At 65.7% G+C, this 15,023-nt stretch carries 19 protein-coding genes; 15 read left to right on the top strand and 4 right to left on the bottom strand.

Annotated elements, in window-relative coordinates; all coding sequences use genetic code 11:
• Positions 1-61 precede the first annotated feature (61 nt).
• The 3 genes from VKI00_RS31475 to VKI00_RS31465 are packed head-to-tail and all read left to right on the top strand — an operon-like array spanning position 62 to position 4,008.
• Positions 62-2,413: an arylsulfatase gene (locus VKI00_RS31475; RefSeq protein ID WP_324446972.1), complete on the top strand. Its 2,352-nt coding sequence runs from the start codon at positions 62-64 to the stop codon at positions 2,411-2,413.
• Entirely contained in the window at positions 2,406-3,119 is a 714-nt protein-coding gene (locus VKI00_RS31470; RefSeq protein ID WP_324446970.1) for a hypothetical protein, read from the top strand. Before VKI00_RS31475 ends, VKI00_RS31470 begins: the two co-directional genes overlap by 8 nt.
• A 4-nt stretch (positions 3,120-3,123) precedes the next feature.
• Complete coding sequence (locus VKI00_RS31465; protein WP_324446968.1) at positions 3,124-4,008, top strand: formylglycine-generating enzyme family protein; 885 nt, start codon at positions 3,124-3,126, stop codon at positions 4,006-4,008.
• A 4-nt stretch (positions 4,009-4,012) separates the two neighbouring features.
• Here VKI00_RS31465 and pstS read toward each other — a convergent pair whose 3' ends face one another.
• A complete protein-coding gene (gene pstS / locus VKI00_RS31460; protein ID WP_324446966.1) occupies positions 4,013-5,110 on the bottom strand; it encodes a phosphate ABC transporter substrate-binding protein PstS in 1,098 nt (365 codons plus the stop codon).
• Positions 5,111-5,398: 288 nt separating this feature from the next.
• Here pstS and VKI00_RS31455 point away from each other — a divergent pair, with 288 nt between their 5' ends.
• Positions 5,399-6,316: a DUF4436 domain-containing protein gene (locus VKI00_RS31455; RefSeq protein WP_324446964.1), complete on the top strand. Its 918-nt coding sequence runs from the start codon at positions 5,399-5,401 to the stop codon at positions 6,314-6,316.
• Positions 6,317-6,329: 13 nt separating this feature from the next.
• On the opposite strand, the gene VKI00_RS31450 is transcribed toward VKI00_RS31455, so the two are convergent.
• Positions 6,330-7,478, bottom strand: a complete 1,149-nt coding sequence (locus VKI00_RS31450; RefSeq protein ID WP_324446962.1) for a hypothetical protein — start codon at positions 7,476-7,478, stop codon at positions 6,330-6,332.
• Between the two features lie 235 nt (positions 7,479-7,713).
• Here VKI00_RS31450 and rplN point away from each other — a divergent pair, with 235 nt between their 5' ends.
• The 10 genes from rplN to rplO all read left to right on the top strand — a co-directional run bounded on the left by rplN (position 7,714) and on the right by rplO (position 12,082).
• Positions 7,714-8,082 carry a 50S ribosomal protein L14 gene (rplN, locus tag VKI00_RS31445; RefSeq protein WP_324446960.1) on the top strand — a complete coding sequence of 123 codons (369 nt, stop codon included), beginning with the start codon at positions 7,714-7,716 and terminating at the stop codon, positions 8,080-8,082.
• A complete protein-coding gene (rplX, locus tag VKI00_RS31440; RefSeq protein WP_324446958.1) occupies positions 8,083-8,406 on the top strand; it encodes a 50S ribosomal protein L24 in 324 nt (107 codons plus the stop codon). It begins immediately after the preceding gene.
• The gene (gene rplE, locus VKI00_RS31435) at positions 8,403-8,975 is read left to right on the top strand and encodes a 50S ribosomal protein L5 (protein ID WP_324446956.1); all 573 of its coding nucleotides are present in this window, start codon (positions 8,403-8,405) and stop codon (positions 8,973-8,975) included. Before rplX ends, rplE begins: the two co-directional genes overlap by 4 nt.
• A 4-nt stretch (positions 8,976-8,979) precedes the next feature.
• Entirely contained in the window at positions 8,980-9,165 is a 186-nt protein-coding gene (locus tag VKI00_RS31430) for a type Z 30S ribosomal protein S14 (protein ID WP_324446954.1), read from the top strand.
• 143 nt (positions 9,166-9,308) lie between these two features.
• Complete coding sequence (gene rpsH / locus VKI00_RS31425) at positions 9,309-9,707, top strand: 30S ribosomal protein S8 (RefSeq protein WP_324446952.1); 399 nt, start codon at positions 9,309-9,311, stop codon at positions 9,705-9,707.
• Positions 9,708-9,717: 10 nt separating this feature from the next.
• Positions 9,718-10,257, top strand: a complete 540-nt coding sequence (gene rplF / locus VKI00_RS31420) for a 50S ribosomal protein L6 (protein ID WP_324446949.1) — start codon at positions 9,718-9,720, stop codon at positions 10,255-10,257.
• A 41-nt stretch (positions 10,258-10,298) separates the two neighbouring features.
• Positions 10,299-10,667: a 50S ribosomal protein L18 gene (gene rplR, locus VKI00_RS31415; RefSeq protein ID WP_324447130.1), complete on the top strand. Its 369-nt coding sequence runs from the start codon at positions 10,299-10,301 to the stop codon at positions 10,665-10,667.
• Positions 10,668-10,698: 31 nt separating this feature from the next.
• Positions 10,699-11,415 carry a 30S ribosomal protein S5 gene (rpsE, locus tag VKI00_RS31410; protein WP_324446947.1) on the top strand — a complete coding sequence of 239 codons (717 nt, stop codon included), beginning with the start codon at positions 10,699-10,701 and terminating at the stop codon, positions 11,413-11,415.
• A gap of 2 nt (positions 11,416-11,417) precedes the next feature.
• On the top strand, positions 11,418-11,645 hold the full coding sequence (gene rpmD, locus VKI00_RS31405; RefSeq protein ID WP_324446944.1) for a 50S ribosomal protein L30: 228 nt from the start codon (positions 11,418-11,420) through the stop codon (positions 11,643-11,645).
• Positions 11,642-12,082, top strand: a complete 441-nt coding sequence (gene rplO / locus VKI00_RS31400) for a 50S ribosomal protein L15 (protein ID WP_324446942.1) — start codon at positions 11,642-11,644, stop codon at positions 12,080-12,082. Before rpmD ends, rplO begins: the two co-directional genes overlap by 4 nt.
• On the opposite strand, the gene VKI00_RS31395 is transcribed toward rplO, so the two are convergent.
• Both VKI00_RS31395 and VKI00_RS31390 read right to left on the bottom strand, forming a co-directional pair.
• Complete coding sequence (locus VKI00_RS31395) at positions 12,079-13,311, bottom strand: serine hydrolase domain-containing protein (protein WP_324446940.1); 1,233 nt, start codon at positions 13,309-13,311, stop codon at positions 12,079-12,081. The genes rplO and VKI00_RS31395 overlap by 4 nt on opposite strands.
• A 112-nt stretch (positions 13,312-13,423) precedes the next feature.
• Positions 13,424-14,350 (bottom strand): LLM class flavin-dependent oxidoreductase, encoded by a 927-nt coding sequence (locus VKI00_RS31390; RefSeq protein WP_324446938.1) that lies wholly within the window; start codon positions 14,348-14,350, stop codon positions 13,424-13,426.
• 66 nt (positions 14,351-14,416) lie between these two features.
• On the opposite strand from VKI00_RS31390, the gene VKI00_RS31385 reads away from it, so the two are divergent.
• The coding region (locus VKI00_RS31385) for a S49 family peptidase (RefSeq protein WP_324446936.1) at positions 14,417-15,023 on the top strand (607 nt) is incomplete at its 3' end.

Here is a 15,023-nt window from a genome sequence, read left to right as displayed (position 1 = left end):
AGCTCGCCGGTATAGGCTTCTTCCGGGATTCTGGGGGTCCACCACGAGAGTGAGGCCGGCGATGACGACTGAGTTCAACGGCAAGATCGAACTGGACATCCGTGATTCGGAGCCGGACTGGGGGCCGTACGCCGCACCGACCGCGCCGGACCACTCGCCGAACATCCTGTACCTGGTCTGGGACGACACCGGCATCGCGACCTGGGACTGCTTCGGCGGCCTGGTCGAGATGCCGGCGATGATGCGCATCGCCGAGCGGGGCGTAAGGCTGTCGCAATTCCACACCACCGCGCTGTGCTCGCCGACCAGGGCGTCATTGCTGACCGGCCGCAACGCCACCACCGTGGGAATGGCCACCATCGAGGAATTCACCGATGGTTTTCCGAACTGCAACGGTCGGGTTCCGGCCGATACCGCATTGCTTTCCGAGGCGCTCAACGAACGTGGCTACAACACCTACTGCGTCGGCAAGTGGCACCTGACGCCGCTGGAAGAGTCGAACATGGCGTCGACCAAGCGGCACTGGCCGACATCCCGCGGCTTTGAACGCTTCTACGGATTCCTGGGCGGCGAGACCGATCAGTGGTACCCCGACCTGGTCTACGACAACCACCCGGTCAACCCTCCCGGCACACCCGAGGACGGCTACCACCTGTCGAAGGACATCGCCGACAAGACGATCGAATTCATTCGCGATGCCAAGGTGATTGCGCCGGACAAGCCGTGGTTCAGCTACGTGTGCCCCGGCGCCGGACACGCCCCGCATCATGTCTTCAAAGAATGGGCCGACAAGTACGCCGGCAAGTTCGACATGGGCTACGAGCGCTATCGCGAGATCACGCTGGAAAAGCAGAAGGCGATGGGGATCGTCCCATCGGACACCGAATTGTCGCCCGTAAACCCGTATCTCGACGTCAAGGGCCCCAACGGTGAGCCTTGGCCGTTGCAGGACACCGTGCGGCCGTGGGACTCGCTCAACGACGAAGAGAAGAAGCTGTTCAGCCGGATGGCCGAGGTGTTCGCCGGCTTCCTGAGCTACACCGACGCCCAGATCGGCCGGATCCTGGACTATCTCGAGGAATCCGGTCAACTGGACGACACCATCATCGTGGTGATCTCCGACAACGGCGCCAGTGGCGAGGGCGGTCCGAACGGATCGGTCAACGAGGGCAAGTTCTTCAACGGCTACATCGACACGGTCGAAGAGAGCATGAAGGTGTTCGACCACCTCGGTGGACCGGATACCTACAACCACTACCCAATTGGGTGGGCGATGGCCTTCAACACGCCCTACAAGCTCTACAAGCGCTACGCCTCCCATGAGGGTGGTATCGCGGACACGGCAATCATCTCGTGGCCCAACGGTATTGCGGCGCACGGCGAGGTCCGCGACAACTACGTCAACGTCTGCGACATCACCCCGACGGTCTACGACCTGCTGGGCATGGCGCCGCCGGACACTGTCAAAGGCGTCGCGCAGAAGCCGCTGGACGGGTTGAGTTTCAAAGCGGCCCTTGCTGATTCGGCCGCCGATACGGGCAAGCACACCCAGTTCTACACCATGCTGGGAACCCGCGGGATCTGGCATCGGGGCTGGTTCGCCAACACCGTGCATGCGGCCACGCCCGCGGGTTGGTCGCATTTCGACGCCGATCGCTGGGAGCTGTTTCACATCGAGGCCGACCGCAGCCAATGCCACGACCTGGCCGCCGAACAGCCCGACAAGCTTGAAGAACTCAAGGCGCTGTGGTTTTCCGAGGCCGGCAAGTACAACGGTCTGCCGCTGGCGGATCTGAACCTGATGGAAACGCTGACCAGGTTCCGGCCCTATCTGGTCGGCGAGCGGTCCAGCTACACCTACTATCCCGATTGCGCAGACGTCGGTATCGGTGCCGCCGCCGAAATCCGCGGGCGCTCTTTCGCTCTGCTGGCCGACGTGACGGTCGATACCACCGGCGCCGAAGGTGTGCTGTTCAAGCAGGGTGGCGCCCATGGCGGGCACGTGCTCTTCATCCAGGACGGACGGTTGCACTACGTGTACAACTTCCTCGGTGAGCGCCAGCAGCTGGTTTCCTCGTCGGGTGCGGTGCCGTTGGGCAGACATCTGCTCGGCGTTAGCTATTCGCGCACCGGCACCGTCGCGAACAGCCATACGCCCCTCGGTGACGTCACGATGTTCATCGACGACGACGTGGTCGGCACGCTGGCGGATGTGCAATCCCACCCCGGAACGTTCGGGCTGGCGGGTGCGGGTATCACCGTCGGGCGCAACGGCGGTTCGGCGGTGTCCAGCCGCTACAAAGCGCCGTTCGCGTTCACCGGCGGCACCATCGCCCAAGTCGCGGTCGACCTGACTGGCCGGCCGTACGAAGACCTGGAAAAGGAACTGGCGCTGGCTTTTTCACGTGACTGAGATCCCGTCGAGGTCTTTCTGGGCTGTGCTGGCGGCGGCCGGCCTGGTGGCGATCGCTGTGCTGTCGGGATGCGTCAGGACCGTCGACGGGGTCGCCGCCTGGACCGGTGGGTCGGCCGCGGCCACGACGACCAACTCCTCGGCGACGCAGCAGCCCACAACCAGCGGCGGTAAGCCGGTTCCCGGGATCGAGGAGACGCTGCCGGACCACATCCCGCCCAACGCATTCGTCTGCTTTCCGGAGCCGACCGGGATCGGCATCGGCACCGTCGCGCAGGTCTCCGATCCGGCCGCACCGAGAATTACCGTCGCGGCGCCCGACGGCTGGACTTCTGATCCCGGACAAGGCGATGTGGCGTTGACGCTCAACGGACCCGACGGCATGACCGGAACGGTGACCATCGCCACGACAACGCTCGACCCCGCCGCGGCCTTCGCCGACTACGCGGCCATGCTGCGGCGCTCCAAGCCCGACCTACAGGTGGACACGGTGGGTGCCAAGTTCTGCGGTTACAGCAGCCAGAAGCTCACCGGCACATTCCTCGGGCCGCCGGGCACGCTCGACTTCGCCGACCGGATCACCCACATCTGGACCAACACAAACAAATACCTGGTCACCACGCACCTGGAAGGGTCGGCCGGCGCGCCCGGATTCGACGCGGCGAAAACCGCGCTGATGCAAGACTTCGCGGTGGTCATACCCTGAACGTATGCGCACCGAGCTGGTCGAACTGCCATCCGGGTCGTTCCGGATGGGCTCGACGAGCTTTTACCCCGAGGAAGCGCCGATCCACACGGTGAGCGTGTCCGCCTTCGCCGTGGAACGGCATCCGGTGACCAATGCTCAATTTGCCGAATTCGTCTCCGCGACAGGGTATCTGACGGTCGCCGAGCAACCCATCGACCCCGCGCTCTTTCCGGGAGCCGACGCGAAAGAGCTGCGCGCGGGCGCGATGGTGTTTCGTCCGCCGCCGGGCCCGGTCGACCTGCGCGACTGGCGGCAATGGTGGGTCTGGGCGCCGGGCGCAAGCTGGCGGCACCCGTTCGGGCCGGACAGCGACGTTGCCGACCGGGCCGACCATCCGGTCGTCCAGGTGGCCTATCCCGACGCGGCGGCCTATGCGCGCTGGGCCGGGCGGCGGCTGCCGACCGAGGCCGAGTGGGAGTACGCGGCCCGCGGCGGAGCCACCACCACGTATGCCTGGGGCGACGAGGAAAAGCCCGACGGGAAGCTGATGGCCAACACCTGGCAGGGCAGATTCCCTTACCGCAACGACGGTGCGCTCGGTTGGGCCGGAACATCGCCGGTGGGTGCGTTCCCGCCGAACGAGTTCGGCCTTCTCGACATGATCGGCAACGTGTGGGAATGGACGGCGACCGAATTTTCGGCCCACCACCGGCTCGATGAGCCGCCGAAGGCCTGTTGTGCGCCGTCGGGACCCGCCGACCCGACCATTGCCCAGACGCTCAAGGGCGGCTCGCACCTGTGCGCACCCGAGTACTGCCACCGGTATCGGCCGGCGGCGCGGTCACCGCAATCGCAGGACACGGCGACCACCCACATCGGGTTCCGATGTGTAAGCGATCTGCCCTGACAGATCAGCTGATGGCGGCTACCGCGCCGATGACTTTCGATTGAAAGTCGGGCGGCAGCGGGATGTAGCCGTGCTTGTCGAGGTCGATCTGACCGGGGCCCAGCATCGCCTGCAGGGCCGCTTTGACCGCCTGGGCGACCTGGGGGTCGGCGTACTTGGAGCAGACGATCTCGTAAGTGGCCAGGACGATTGGGTAGACGTCGTCTTGGGTGGGGTTGTAGAACGACGAGAGGTCGAGCACCAGGTTGTTGCCTTTGCCGACGAACTTGGCCCCGGCGATGGTTTTGCCGACCGAGTCGGTGCCGATGCGTACCGGGCGCCTCGACTTGCGGCTCGCCGGGGTTTTGATCTCGGCGGCGTAAAGTCCCTCATCCATCGCGAATGACAGCTCGTTGTAGGTGATCGCGCCCTCGGTGTTCTTCACCATCGCCGAGGTGCCGTCGTTGCCTTTGGCGCCGGTGCCGACGCCGCCCTTGAACTCCTTGCCGGTGCCCTGGGTCCAGTCGCCGCCGGCAGCGGCCTGCAGGTAGGCCTGGAAGTTGGCGGTGCTGCCGGATTTGTCGCTGCGGTAGACGACCTTGATGTCCTCGGACGGCATCGATGCGTTGAGCGCCGTGATCGCCGGGTCGTCCCACCGCTTGATGCTGCCGTTGAAGATCCCGGCCAGCGAGGACGCGTCCAGCACCAAAAAGTCGACGTTGTAAAGGTTGTAGGTAATGGCCAGCGGGCCGAACACCACGGGCAGATTCCAGGCGTCGGAGCCGCATCGCTGCTTGGCGGCTGCGTGTTGGTCGTCGTCCAGCGGAGTGTCCGATCCGGCGAAATCGGTCTTGCCGGCTAGGAAGTCGCTGATTCCGGCGCCCGACCCGTTGGCTGTGTAGTTCAGTGTGTGCCCGGGGCAGGCCTTCTCGTACGCACTGATGAACCCCTTCATCGCGTTGGCTTGCGCCGTCGAGCCGCTGGCGTTGATCGTCGCCTTGCCGCCGCAGTTCACCACCTCGCCGGCGTAGGCCATGCTGGTGTGTGGGACCTCGCATCCCGACAGCACGATTGTGCCTGCAGCCAGCAAACTCGCGGCGGCGACTAATCGCTTGTGCTTCATCTTGATTGCCTCACCCCGTAACTCGATACGTGTTGAGAATTGCAGCTACCGGAACCCGCATGCAACCAAACATCAGACTAACTGGTCAATGCCCGGCCTGCCGCCTGGTTGCGATGTCGAATTGCCGATCGGCGATCAATCTTGAACTGCGAGTTACCGAAGGATGGCCAACGGGTGACGGAATTTTGGAGTCTTGCCGGCAAAGTTATTTCGCCGCGCAGTCGGCTCCGGCATTCGCTAACCTGAGCCCGTGCTGCGCCGACTGTCACGACTTTCCGGTAGCGACCAATGAGCGTTGACGCTCCGCCCACAGCGCCGCCGTCACCGCCGGCGCACAAGGGGCATAGACGGGGCACCATCATCGGGCTGGCTATTCTGCTGGCTTTCTTCGTCGCCTACGCCCTGTCGCTGCTCGGCGTCCAAGCACTACAGAAATCGGAGGGTCCGCTGCCGCCACTGGACCTCAGCCAGGCCGGCCCCGATGACACCGTTGTGCAGATACGCCTCCAAGAGCTGAAGCCCACGACGAATCGCCTCGCGGTGAACGTGCTGATCTATCCGGGCGAGTCGCTGTACGACAAGCGCTTCGACGAGCTGAACACCGATATCGCCGTCCGGCTGTATCCGCCGAACGATCTCGGAGACCTGCAATTCCCGAAAGGTAAAGCGCCGGCGCAGGTCAACACCACGATCGAGGCGCACGGCAATCCCGGCAGCTGGCCGTTCGACTCGTACCGGACCGAGCCGCAGTCGGCCGATGTGTTCGTCGGGACCGGCGCCGACCGCAAACGGATCCCCGCCGTTGTCCAGGTGACCGGATCGATGGACGGCTGGGACGCCGCAGTCCAGCGCAATACCGACACCAGCGAAACCGGAAGCCACAACACCAGCAACGTGGTCCTCACCCTGGAGCGTGCCAAGGGCCCGCTGATCTTCGACCTGGGCATCATCGTGGTCCTGATCAGCCTGCCCACCTTGGCGCTGCTGGTGGCCATTCCGATGGCGATGGGCCGAAGAAAGTTCGTGCCGCCGTTCGCCACCTGGTATGCCGCGAACCTGTTCGCGATCGTTCCGCTGCGAAATATCCTTCCCGGCGCCCCACCGCCGGGTTCCATGATCGACCAGGCCCTGGTGCAGTGGGTGCTGCTGGCGCTGGCGACGGCGATGGCGTTGTACGTCTACTCCTGGGTACGGCAAGGGGACTGACACCGCGTCGAGGTCAAGAGCCGTGGCAGGTGAGCGCAACCCGCGCTATCACGCTGTCGGATGTCAAGAGATTGGTCTCGACGTCGCCGTAGAAGTAGCTATTGTCGGGGCCCCAGTTGGCGGTCTGAACGACGGTCGCGTACACCGGTTTGTGCCCAATCGCATCGGCGTGGCCGTCGGCATTGAAGTCGCTGAGGCGCTGCGGGTTTGATCCGTCGGCGCTCATCGTCCACCAGTCGGTGCCGTGTGACGGGTTGCCGGCGTTGCTCATCCACAACACCTGCCCGTCGGGGGTGTAACGGGGATGCTCGTTGTAGCTGTCGCCTCGGGTGAGTCGGGTGGTTGCACCGGACTTCAGGTCGAGGCGGTAGATCTGGTTGTGCCACATGTTGTGTGTTTCGAAGTCGCTGGTGAACACCAAAGACGAGGAATCGGCGGAGAATCCACCGGTTTCGTTGAAGGCGTCGCCGGGGGGCGAGACGGTACGGATGTCGGACAGCGACGGTGTGCCGTCCGGGCTGACGTTGAAGTCGGCGACCTTGATCGCCCAGAATCCGGCAAACCGGTTCGGGTTCAGGAACTTCGGGGACTTGGTGCGCTCGGTCCACTCCAGCAGCCGGCCGTCGGGCGAGAATTCCGCGATGATGGTGCCGTGGTCCTTGTCGGTCGGGACGTCGGTCAGCTGCCAGGCGTGTGAACCGTCGGCACGGGCCACCCATAGGTCCGAGTAGCTACCCCATCCCGGTGTCGCGGGTACCGAGTTGCCGGGGGGGTCGGGCTTCTCCGCGACAAACGCGACGAACTTGCCCGACGGGCTCCACACCGGCGAGCCGGTGGTGCGTTGCGGAAAATTCGCCCCGCCCAGTCCGAACTGTGCGGGGTTCGTGCCGTCAGGTTTGACCGTATAGATGTGGTAGCGGCCGTCGCTGCCCTTGGCGTTGTAGGCCAGCAGGTCGTTGGTCTTCGACCAGTCCGCGCCGAAGGCGTCCTTTTGGAACACCTGATAGCTGATCGGCGGTCCACAGCCGGGGCGCCCGACAGATTTCCCCGGCGTCGGCGCGGCGCCCCGGCCCTTGACCGGCAGGTGGGCGCAGGAAGCGCAGAGAACTAGGGACAGCGCCAGGCAGGCGCGCAGGACCCACGTCGAAACTCCCACCAGCACGTGCAACCGTCGCCCTTCCGCCGTCGGGCAGGAATTTGGCTCTGAGCAGGTCTTCACCTAGACTCTAGGGGTTGCCGTGGGCAGACCTCGGCTGGCACCCAAGAGTTACCCGTCAGCCCCGCGTGCCCTTCGGCGACGAAGACCATGCACGACGGGTCTGTTGGACCATGCACTCCGGCGTCCTCCGGCCCGTCCACGCGTGGGCGTGCATACGTGAACCAGGTCAGGAGATCTAGTGATTCAGCAGGAATCGCGGCTGAAGGTGGCCGACAACACCGGCGCCAGGGAGATCTTGTGCATCCGCGTGCTCGGCGGCTCGTCGCGTCGGTACGCCGGTATCGGCGACGTGATCGTGGCGACGGTCAAAGACGCCATCCCCGGCGGCAACGTCAAGCGTGGTGAGGTGGTCAAGGCCGTGGTGGTGCGCACCGTCAAGGAGCGCCGCCGCGCCGACGGCAGCTACATCAAGTTCGACGAGAACGCCGCCGTCATCATCAAGCCCGACAACGACCCGCGTGGCACCCGCATCTTCGGGCCGGTAGGCCGCGAACTGCGGGAGAAGCGCTTCATGAAGATCGTCTCGCTCGCCCCGGAGGTGTTGTAGGTGAAGGTCCACAAGGGTGACACCGTCCTGGTTATCTCGGGCAAGGACAAGGGCGCCAAGGGCAAGGTGATTCAGGCCTACCCGACCCGCAACAAGGTCCTCGTCGAGGGCGTCAACCGGATCAAGAAGCACACCCCGATCTCCACCAACCAGCGCGGCGCGCGGTCGGGCGGGATCGTCACGCAGGAAGCCCCGATTCACGTCTCCAACGTGATGGTGGTCGACTCCGACGGCAAGCCCGCCCGAGTCGGCTACCGAGTCGATGAGGAGACTGGCAAGCGGGTCCGTATCTCCAAGCGCAACGGCAAGGACATCCAGGCATGACGACGGCAGAGACCCCGGTGAAATTTCAGCCACGGCTCAAGGTGCGCTACCGCGGCGAGATTCGGGATGCGCTCAATCAACAGTTCAAGTACGCCAACGTCATGCAGATCCCAGGCGTGGTGAAGGTTGTGGTCAACATGGGCGTCGGCGACGCCGCCCGTGACGCCAAGCTGATCAACGGCGCCGTCAACGACTTGGCGCTGATCACCGGGCAGCGGCCGGAGATCCGCAAGGCGCGAAAGTCCATCGCGCAGTTCAAATTGCGTGAGGGCATGCCGATCGGCGCGCGGGTGACCCTGCGCGGCGATCGGATGTGGGAGTTCCTCGACCGGCTGACATCGATTGCGCTGCCGCGTATCCGCGACTTCCGCGGGCTGTCGCCCAAGCAGTTCGACGGGTCCGGGAACTACACCTTCGGGCTGGCCGAGCAGTCGGTGTTCCACGAGATCGACGTGGACAAGATCGACCGGGTCCGAGGCATGGACATCACCGTCGTCACCTCAGCGACGACCGACGACGAGGGGCGAGCGCTGTTGCGGGCCCTTGGCTTTCCGTTCAAGGAGAACTGACCAGATGGCGAAGAAGGCATTAGTGATCAAGGCCGCGCGCAAGCCCAAGTTCAAGGTGCGCGCGTACACCCGCTGCAATAAGTGCGGCCGCCCGCGCGCGGTGCTCCGCAAGTTCGGGCTGTGCAGGATTTGCCTGCGAGAGATGGCGCACGCCGGCGAGCTGCCCGGCGTGCAGAAGAGCAGCTGGTAACACCGGCTACGACCCGACGAGACCAAACCGAAAACAGGTGCGCAGCAGGCCCGGATCGGGAACCACTGCGAGGAAGGCAACACCGCTGTCATGACCGCGCTAACGACGATACAGAGCGCAGCGATGAAGAGGAGTAGCGCTCGATGACGATGACGGATCCGATCGCAGACTTTTTGACACGTCTGCGCAACGCCAATTCGGCGTTTCACGACGAGGTGACGCTGCCGCATTCGAAGATCAAGGCGAACATCGCCGAGATCCTCAAGCGGGAGGGTTACATCACCGACTACCGCACCGAAGACGCACGCGTCGGCAAGGCGTTGGTCGTTCAGCTCAAGTACGGGCCCAGCCGGGAGCGCAGCATCGCCGGTCTGCGGCGGGTGTCCAAGCCGGGGTTGCGGGTGTATGCCAAGTCCACCAACCTGCCACGGGTGCTCGGCGGTCTGGGCGTCGCGATCATCTCGACCTCCTCGGGCCTGCTCACCGACCGCCAGGCAGCCAGACAGGGCGTGGGCGGCGAAGTCCTCGCGTACGTGTGGTGAGGGGGTAACCATGTCGCGTATTGGTAAGCAGCCGATTCCGGTTCCCACCGGGGTCGAGGTGACGATCGATGGCCAGAGCGTCTCGGTCAAGGGGCCCAAGGGCACGCTGAACTTGAGCGTCGCCGAACCGATCACCGTGGCGCGCAACGACGATGGCGCCATTGTGGTCACCCGTCCCGACGACGAGCGGCACCACCGGTCGCTGCACGGGTTGTCGCGCACGCTGGTGTCCAACCTGGTGACCGGGGTGACGCAGGGCTACACCACGAAGATGGAGATCTTCGGTGTGGGCTATCGCGTGCAGCTGAAGGGTTCCAATCTCGAATTCGCGTTGGGATACAGCCATCCCGTGGTGATCGAGCCGCCCGAAGGTGTCACCTTCGCGGTCGAGTCGCCGACGAAGTTCTCCATCTCCGGGATTGACAAGCAGAAGGTCGGCCAGATCGCGGCGAACATCCGTCGCCTCCGCCGCTCCGACCCGTACAAAGGCAAGGGCGTGCGCTACGAGGGTGAGCAGATCCGCCGCAAGGTCGGAAAGACAGGTAAGTAGTCATGGCGCCATCAAAAGTTGATACCACCGCACCAAAGTCGGTGGGGCAGAGCGTATCCGCCGCGCGGCGGAAGTCCCGGCTGCGGCGGCACGCGCGGCTGCGCAAGAAGATCTCGGGCACCTCGGAGCGTCCGCGCCTGGTGGTGCACCGCTCGTCGCGGCACATCCACGTCCAGCTGGTCAATGACCTCACGGGCACCACGCTGGCGGCGGCCTCGTCGATCGAGGCCGACGTGCGGGGCGTCGACGGCGACAAGAAGGCCCACAGTGTGCGGGTCGGTCAGTTGATCGCCGAGCGGGCCAAAGCGGCCGGAATCGAAACGGTGGTGTTCGACCGCGGTGGCTACACCTACGGCGGGCGGATCGCGGCACTGGCCGACGCCGCACGCGAGAGCGGGTTGAAGTTCTGATGACAAGCAACGACTTTGGAAGGACCGCATAATGGCGGAGCAACCGGCCAGGACGGCCGGCCAGGCGACGGGCACTGGTGAGGGTCGCGGCGAGGGCCGTGACAACCGCGGCGAGGGCCGTGACCACCGCGAGAGCCGGGGCCGTCGGGACGATCGCCGCGGCGGTCGCGACCGCGACGGGGACAAGAGCAACTACCTCGAGCGGGTTGTCACCATCAACCGTGTTTCGAAGGTGGTCAAGGGTGGTCGGCGATTCAGCTTTACCGCTTTGGTCATCGTCGGCGACGGCAACGGGATGGTCGGTGTCGGCTACGGCAAGGCCAAGGAAGTCCCCGCCGCCATCGCCAAGGGTGTCGAGGAGGCGCGTAAGGGCTTCTTCCGGGTGCCGCTGATCGGTGGCACCATCACGCATCCGGTGCAGGGTGAGGCCGCGGCAGGCGTTGTGCTGTTGCGTCCGGCCAGCCCCGGTACCGGTGTGATCGCGGGTGGTGCTGCCCGGGCGGTGCTGGAATGCGCTGGCGTGCGCGACATTCTGGCCAAGTCCTTGGGCAGCGACAACGCGATCAACGTGGTGCACGCCACGGTGGCCGCGCTCAAGCTCTTGCAGCGGCCCGAGGAGGTGGCCGCCCGGCGTGGACTGCCGATCGAGGATGTCGCCCCGGCCGGCATGCTGCGCGCCCGGCGGGAAAGCGAACAGCTGGCCGCCGCTGGGAACGCCGCCAACGCTGCACGTGAAGGAACGGCATAACCATGGCCGCAGGAAAAGCAGCACAACAGACTCAGCTGAAAATCACCCAGGTGCGCAGCACGATCGGTGCTCGCTGGAAGCAGCGCGAGAGCTTGCGCACCTTGGGGCTTCGACGGATTCGCGATTCGGTTGTCCGCGAGGACGACTCGCAGACCCGCGGCCTGATCGCGGCCGTGCGTCACCTGGTCGAGGTGGAGCCGGCTGACACGGCGGGAGGTAGCACGAAATGACGATCAAGCTGCACGACCTGGCGCCTGCGCCCGGATCGAAGACCAAGCGCACCCGCGTCGGACGCGGCGAGGGTTCCAAGGGTAAGACCGCGGGCCGCGGCACCAAGGGCACCAAGGCCCGTAAGAACGTGCCGGTGACCTTCGAGGGCGGGCAGATGCCGATCCACATGCGGCTACCCAAGCTCAAAGGTTTCCGCAACCGGTTCCGCACCGAATACGAGATCGTCAATGTCGGCGACATCAATCGGTTATTCCCCCAAGGCGGTTCGGTCGGTGTCGACGAGCTGGTGGCCAAGGGCGCGGTGCGCAAGAACTCGCTCGTCAAGGTCCTCGGCGACGGCAAACTGACCGTCAAGGTGGATGTCACCGCACACAAGTTCAGCGGCAGCGCCCGGGAGAAGATCACCGCCGCTGGGGGCTCGGCTACCGAGCTCTAGGCTTGCGGGCGCGCGCCCAACACGTCGCGGAACAGCGCCTGGCGCACCCCCAGTTCTCGCGGGTCGCTGCACAGGTGGAAACCGAGCCGGTTCATCAAATAGGCGAACCCGGTTCCGGTGTCCGGGTCGGCGAAGCCAAATGAGCCGCCGAAACCCGGTGTGCCGAAAGCCTTGTCGGACGATCCAAACATAAGCAACGGCACCGGCTTTGCCAATCCGAGCGAATAGGCGACGTCGACGTGCAGCACCCGGTCCCGCAGCCCGTGGCTCGGCTCCGTGGGCTCGGCCATGAGCTCGTCGAGCACGTTTGGCGCCAGGCTCAGCGCGGCATCCCCGGTCGTGGCGGCTCCGTAGAGCTGCGCGACGGCGCCGGCTGTCCCGATCCCGTTGGCCGATGGGATCTCGATGGCGCGCACCTCGTCGCGGTTGTAGTCGCCGTCCCAGGGGCTCACATCACTTGGTAGGCAACCCGCACGGGCGAGCAGTCCGACCGGGTTGAGCGACGCGGCGACGAGGGCGGGCGCTAGGGAATTGAGGTGAAGTAGGGATTCCGCGCGCTTCCAGTGGTGCAGGTGTGCCACCCGCTCGTGCGGCACCGAATCCGGCAGGCCGATATGCAGGTCCAGCCCCATCGGCCCGGCAATCTCGTCGGCGAGAAAGCGGCCCAGTGTGCGGCCCGCCGGGTCGGCGCGGCGGATGAGCTCGGATTCGTACCAGCCCAGCGTGATCGCGTGGTACCCGTGCCGGGTGCCCGGCGACCAGGCGGGCTTCTGCGCCGCGAGCATCGCCGAAAGCCGCGCCGGGTCGGCCACATCCCGCACGGTTGGCGCTGGTTTCAGCACACACAAACCGGCCTGGTGGCCTAGCAGTTGCCGGACCGTCACGTCGGCCTTGCCGGCCTGCGCGAACTCCGGCCAGTGGTCGACTACTTTGTCGTCGTAGCCGAACAATCCGCGCGACACGGCCAACGCAACGGCCAGGGCAGCAACACCTTTGGTTGTTGAGAACATGTTGACCATGGTGTCGTGCTGCCACGGCGCCTTGGCGATTCCGTCGCGGTAGCCGCCCCAGAGGTCGACCACTTTGACGCCGTTGCGATAGACGGCGATCGCGGCGCCGACCTCGCGACCGGAGGCGAAGTTGGCGCGAAATGCATCGGCGACCTTGCCATAACCCTCGTCGACGTCCCCGCCGACCAGGTCCGGCGAGACGGTGACTTTGAGAACCATTGAGTGGTTATATCGCGCCCGGCCCGCCGGCACGGGCCTGTTAATCGAACTCGGCGGGCAGTCACATCGAGCACAGGCCGCGTCGACGCCGTGGCTCAACCGGTGAGCTACCCTAGCGTAGCTGCGGAATCACTTCTGCGGCAAGGCGTTCCATCTGCTCGCGATCCTCAGCGAGGTCACGGCCGACCGGATTTAGCAGGATCATTTCGGCGCCGGCGTCGATGACTTCGCGCAAACCGGCAGCGACGTCGTCGGGCGTGCCGGACACGGGTACCGCGTCGATGCCGGGCATCGCGCCGTAGATGCGGTGTAACCCGGCGAGCACGCGCTCGCGCGCCCTGGCCGGATCGTCGTCGACCATCAAGTAGACGCGCTTGCCGATCCGGAACTTGCCGGGATCCTTGCCCTGCTCGGCCAGCTCGTGGCGCACCGTTTTCACCGCCTCGACGAACTTCGCCGTGCTCGACGAACCGGCACCCAGGAACGCGTCGCCGTGGCGCACCGCCCGGGCCAGCGCCTTGGGGGCCTGGCCGCCGAACCAGATCGGCGGATGCGGCCGCTGGGTGGGTTTCGGCTGGATCGGCAGGTCGTCGACCTGGCGGAACCGGCCCTGAAACGTCACCCGCGGCTCGTCTGACCACGCTGCCTTCATCAACTCCAGGCCCTCGGTGAAGCTGCTGATGTAGGTGGCTTTGTCCACCCCGAACGCGGGGAACTGGCGGAAGCCCCCGCCGGGCGCCACTCCTACGTCCAGCCTGCCGTGGCTGAGCCGATCGACGGCGGTGACCGACGAGGCCAGCTGAAGCGGATCGTGCAATGACGAGACCAGCACCGCGACGCCAAGGCGCAGCCGCTGGGTGCAGGCCGCGGCGTACGCCAACAGTTCCAGTGGCGCCAACAGTGGCGCCGCCCCGACGATCTGCTCGAGCACCCAGCCGCCCTCGAATCCGAGCTCCTCGGCCCGAGTCAGGTAGTCGCGTGTGCCGCTCGCGTCGAATCCGGCGGGATCGAGCTGATGGATTGAAATGGAGAATCGCACGCCTCTAACGTACTGTCCACGCTCCGTCCCCGCGGCGGTGCCGCTGGTCATCGGTAGGCTCGAGATATGTTTGCTTTCCTGCCCGACCCGCCCGGTGCCCACGAGGTGCGCGCATTTGCCCGCCGGGTCGACACCGCCCGCCACCACGGCGTACCCAAGGGCTGCGTGCTCGAACTCGACCTGCGTGCCACGCCGCCGGAGGTCGGCGGCCTGGACCCCCTGACGATCATCAGCGGTGGCGGCCGCCCCCTGGTGCTGCGCGAAGCGGTATCCGCGCTGCACCGGGCCGCCGGTGATCCGCGGGTCGCCGGCCTGATCGCGCGGGTGCAGCTTCCCGCGGCCGCGGCGGGTCCGGTTCAGGAGCTGCGGGACGCCGTCGCCGCGTTCACCACGGTCAAGCCGTCGCTGGCGTGGGCCGAGACGTATCCGGGAACGCTGTCCTACTACCTGGCGTCGGCGTTCGGCGAAGTGTGGATGCAGCCGTCGGGAACCGTCGGGCTGATCGGCTTCGCCACCAGCGCCCTGTTCCTGCGTGACGCGCTGGAGAAGGCCGGCATCGAAGCGCAGTTCGTCGCGCGCGGTGAATACAAGTCGGCGGTCAACCTTTTCACCGAAGACCGCTACACCGATGCGCATCGAGAGGCCGACACCCGGCTGCTGGAGAGCCTGCGCG

It is taken from the genome of Mycobacterium sp., from assembly GCF_035314665.1.
GTDB lineage: Bacteria > Actinomycetota > Actinomycetes > Mycobacteriales > Mycobacteriaceae > Mycobacterium.
Note: the sequence above shows the minus strand (reverse complement) of the source record. Positions and strands in the feature narration are given on the sequence as shown.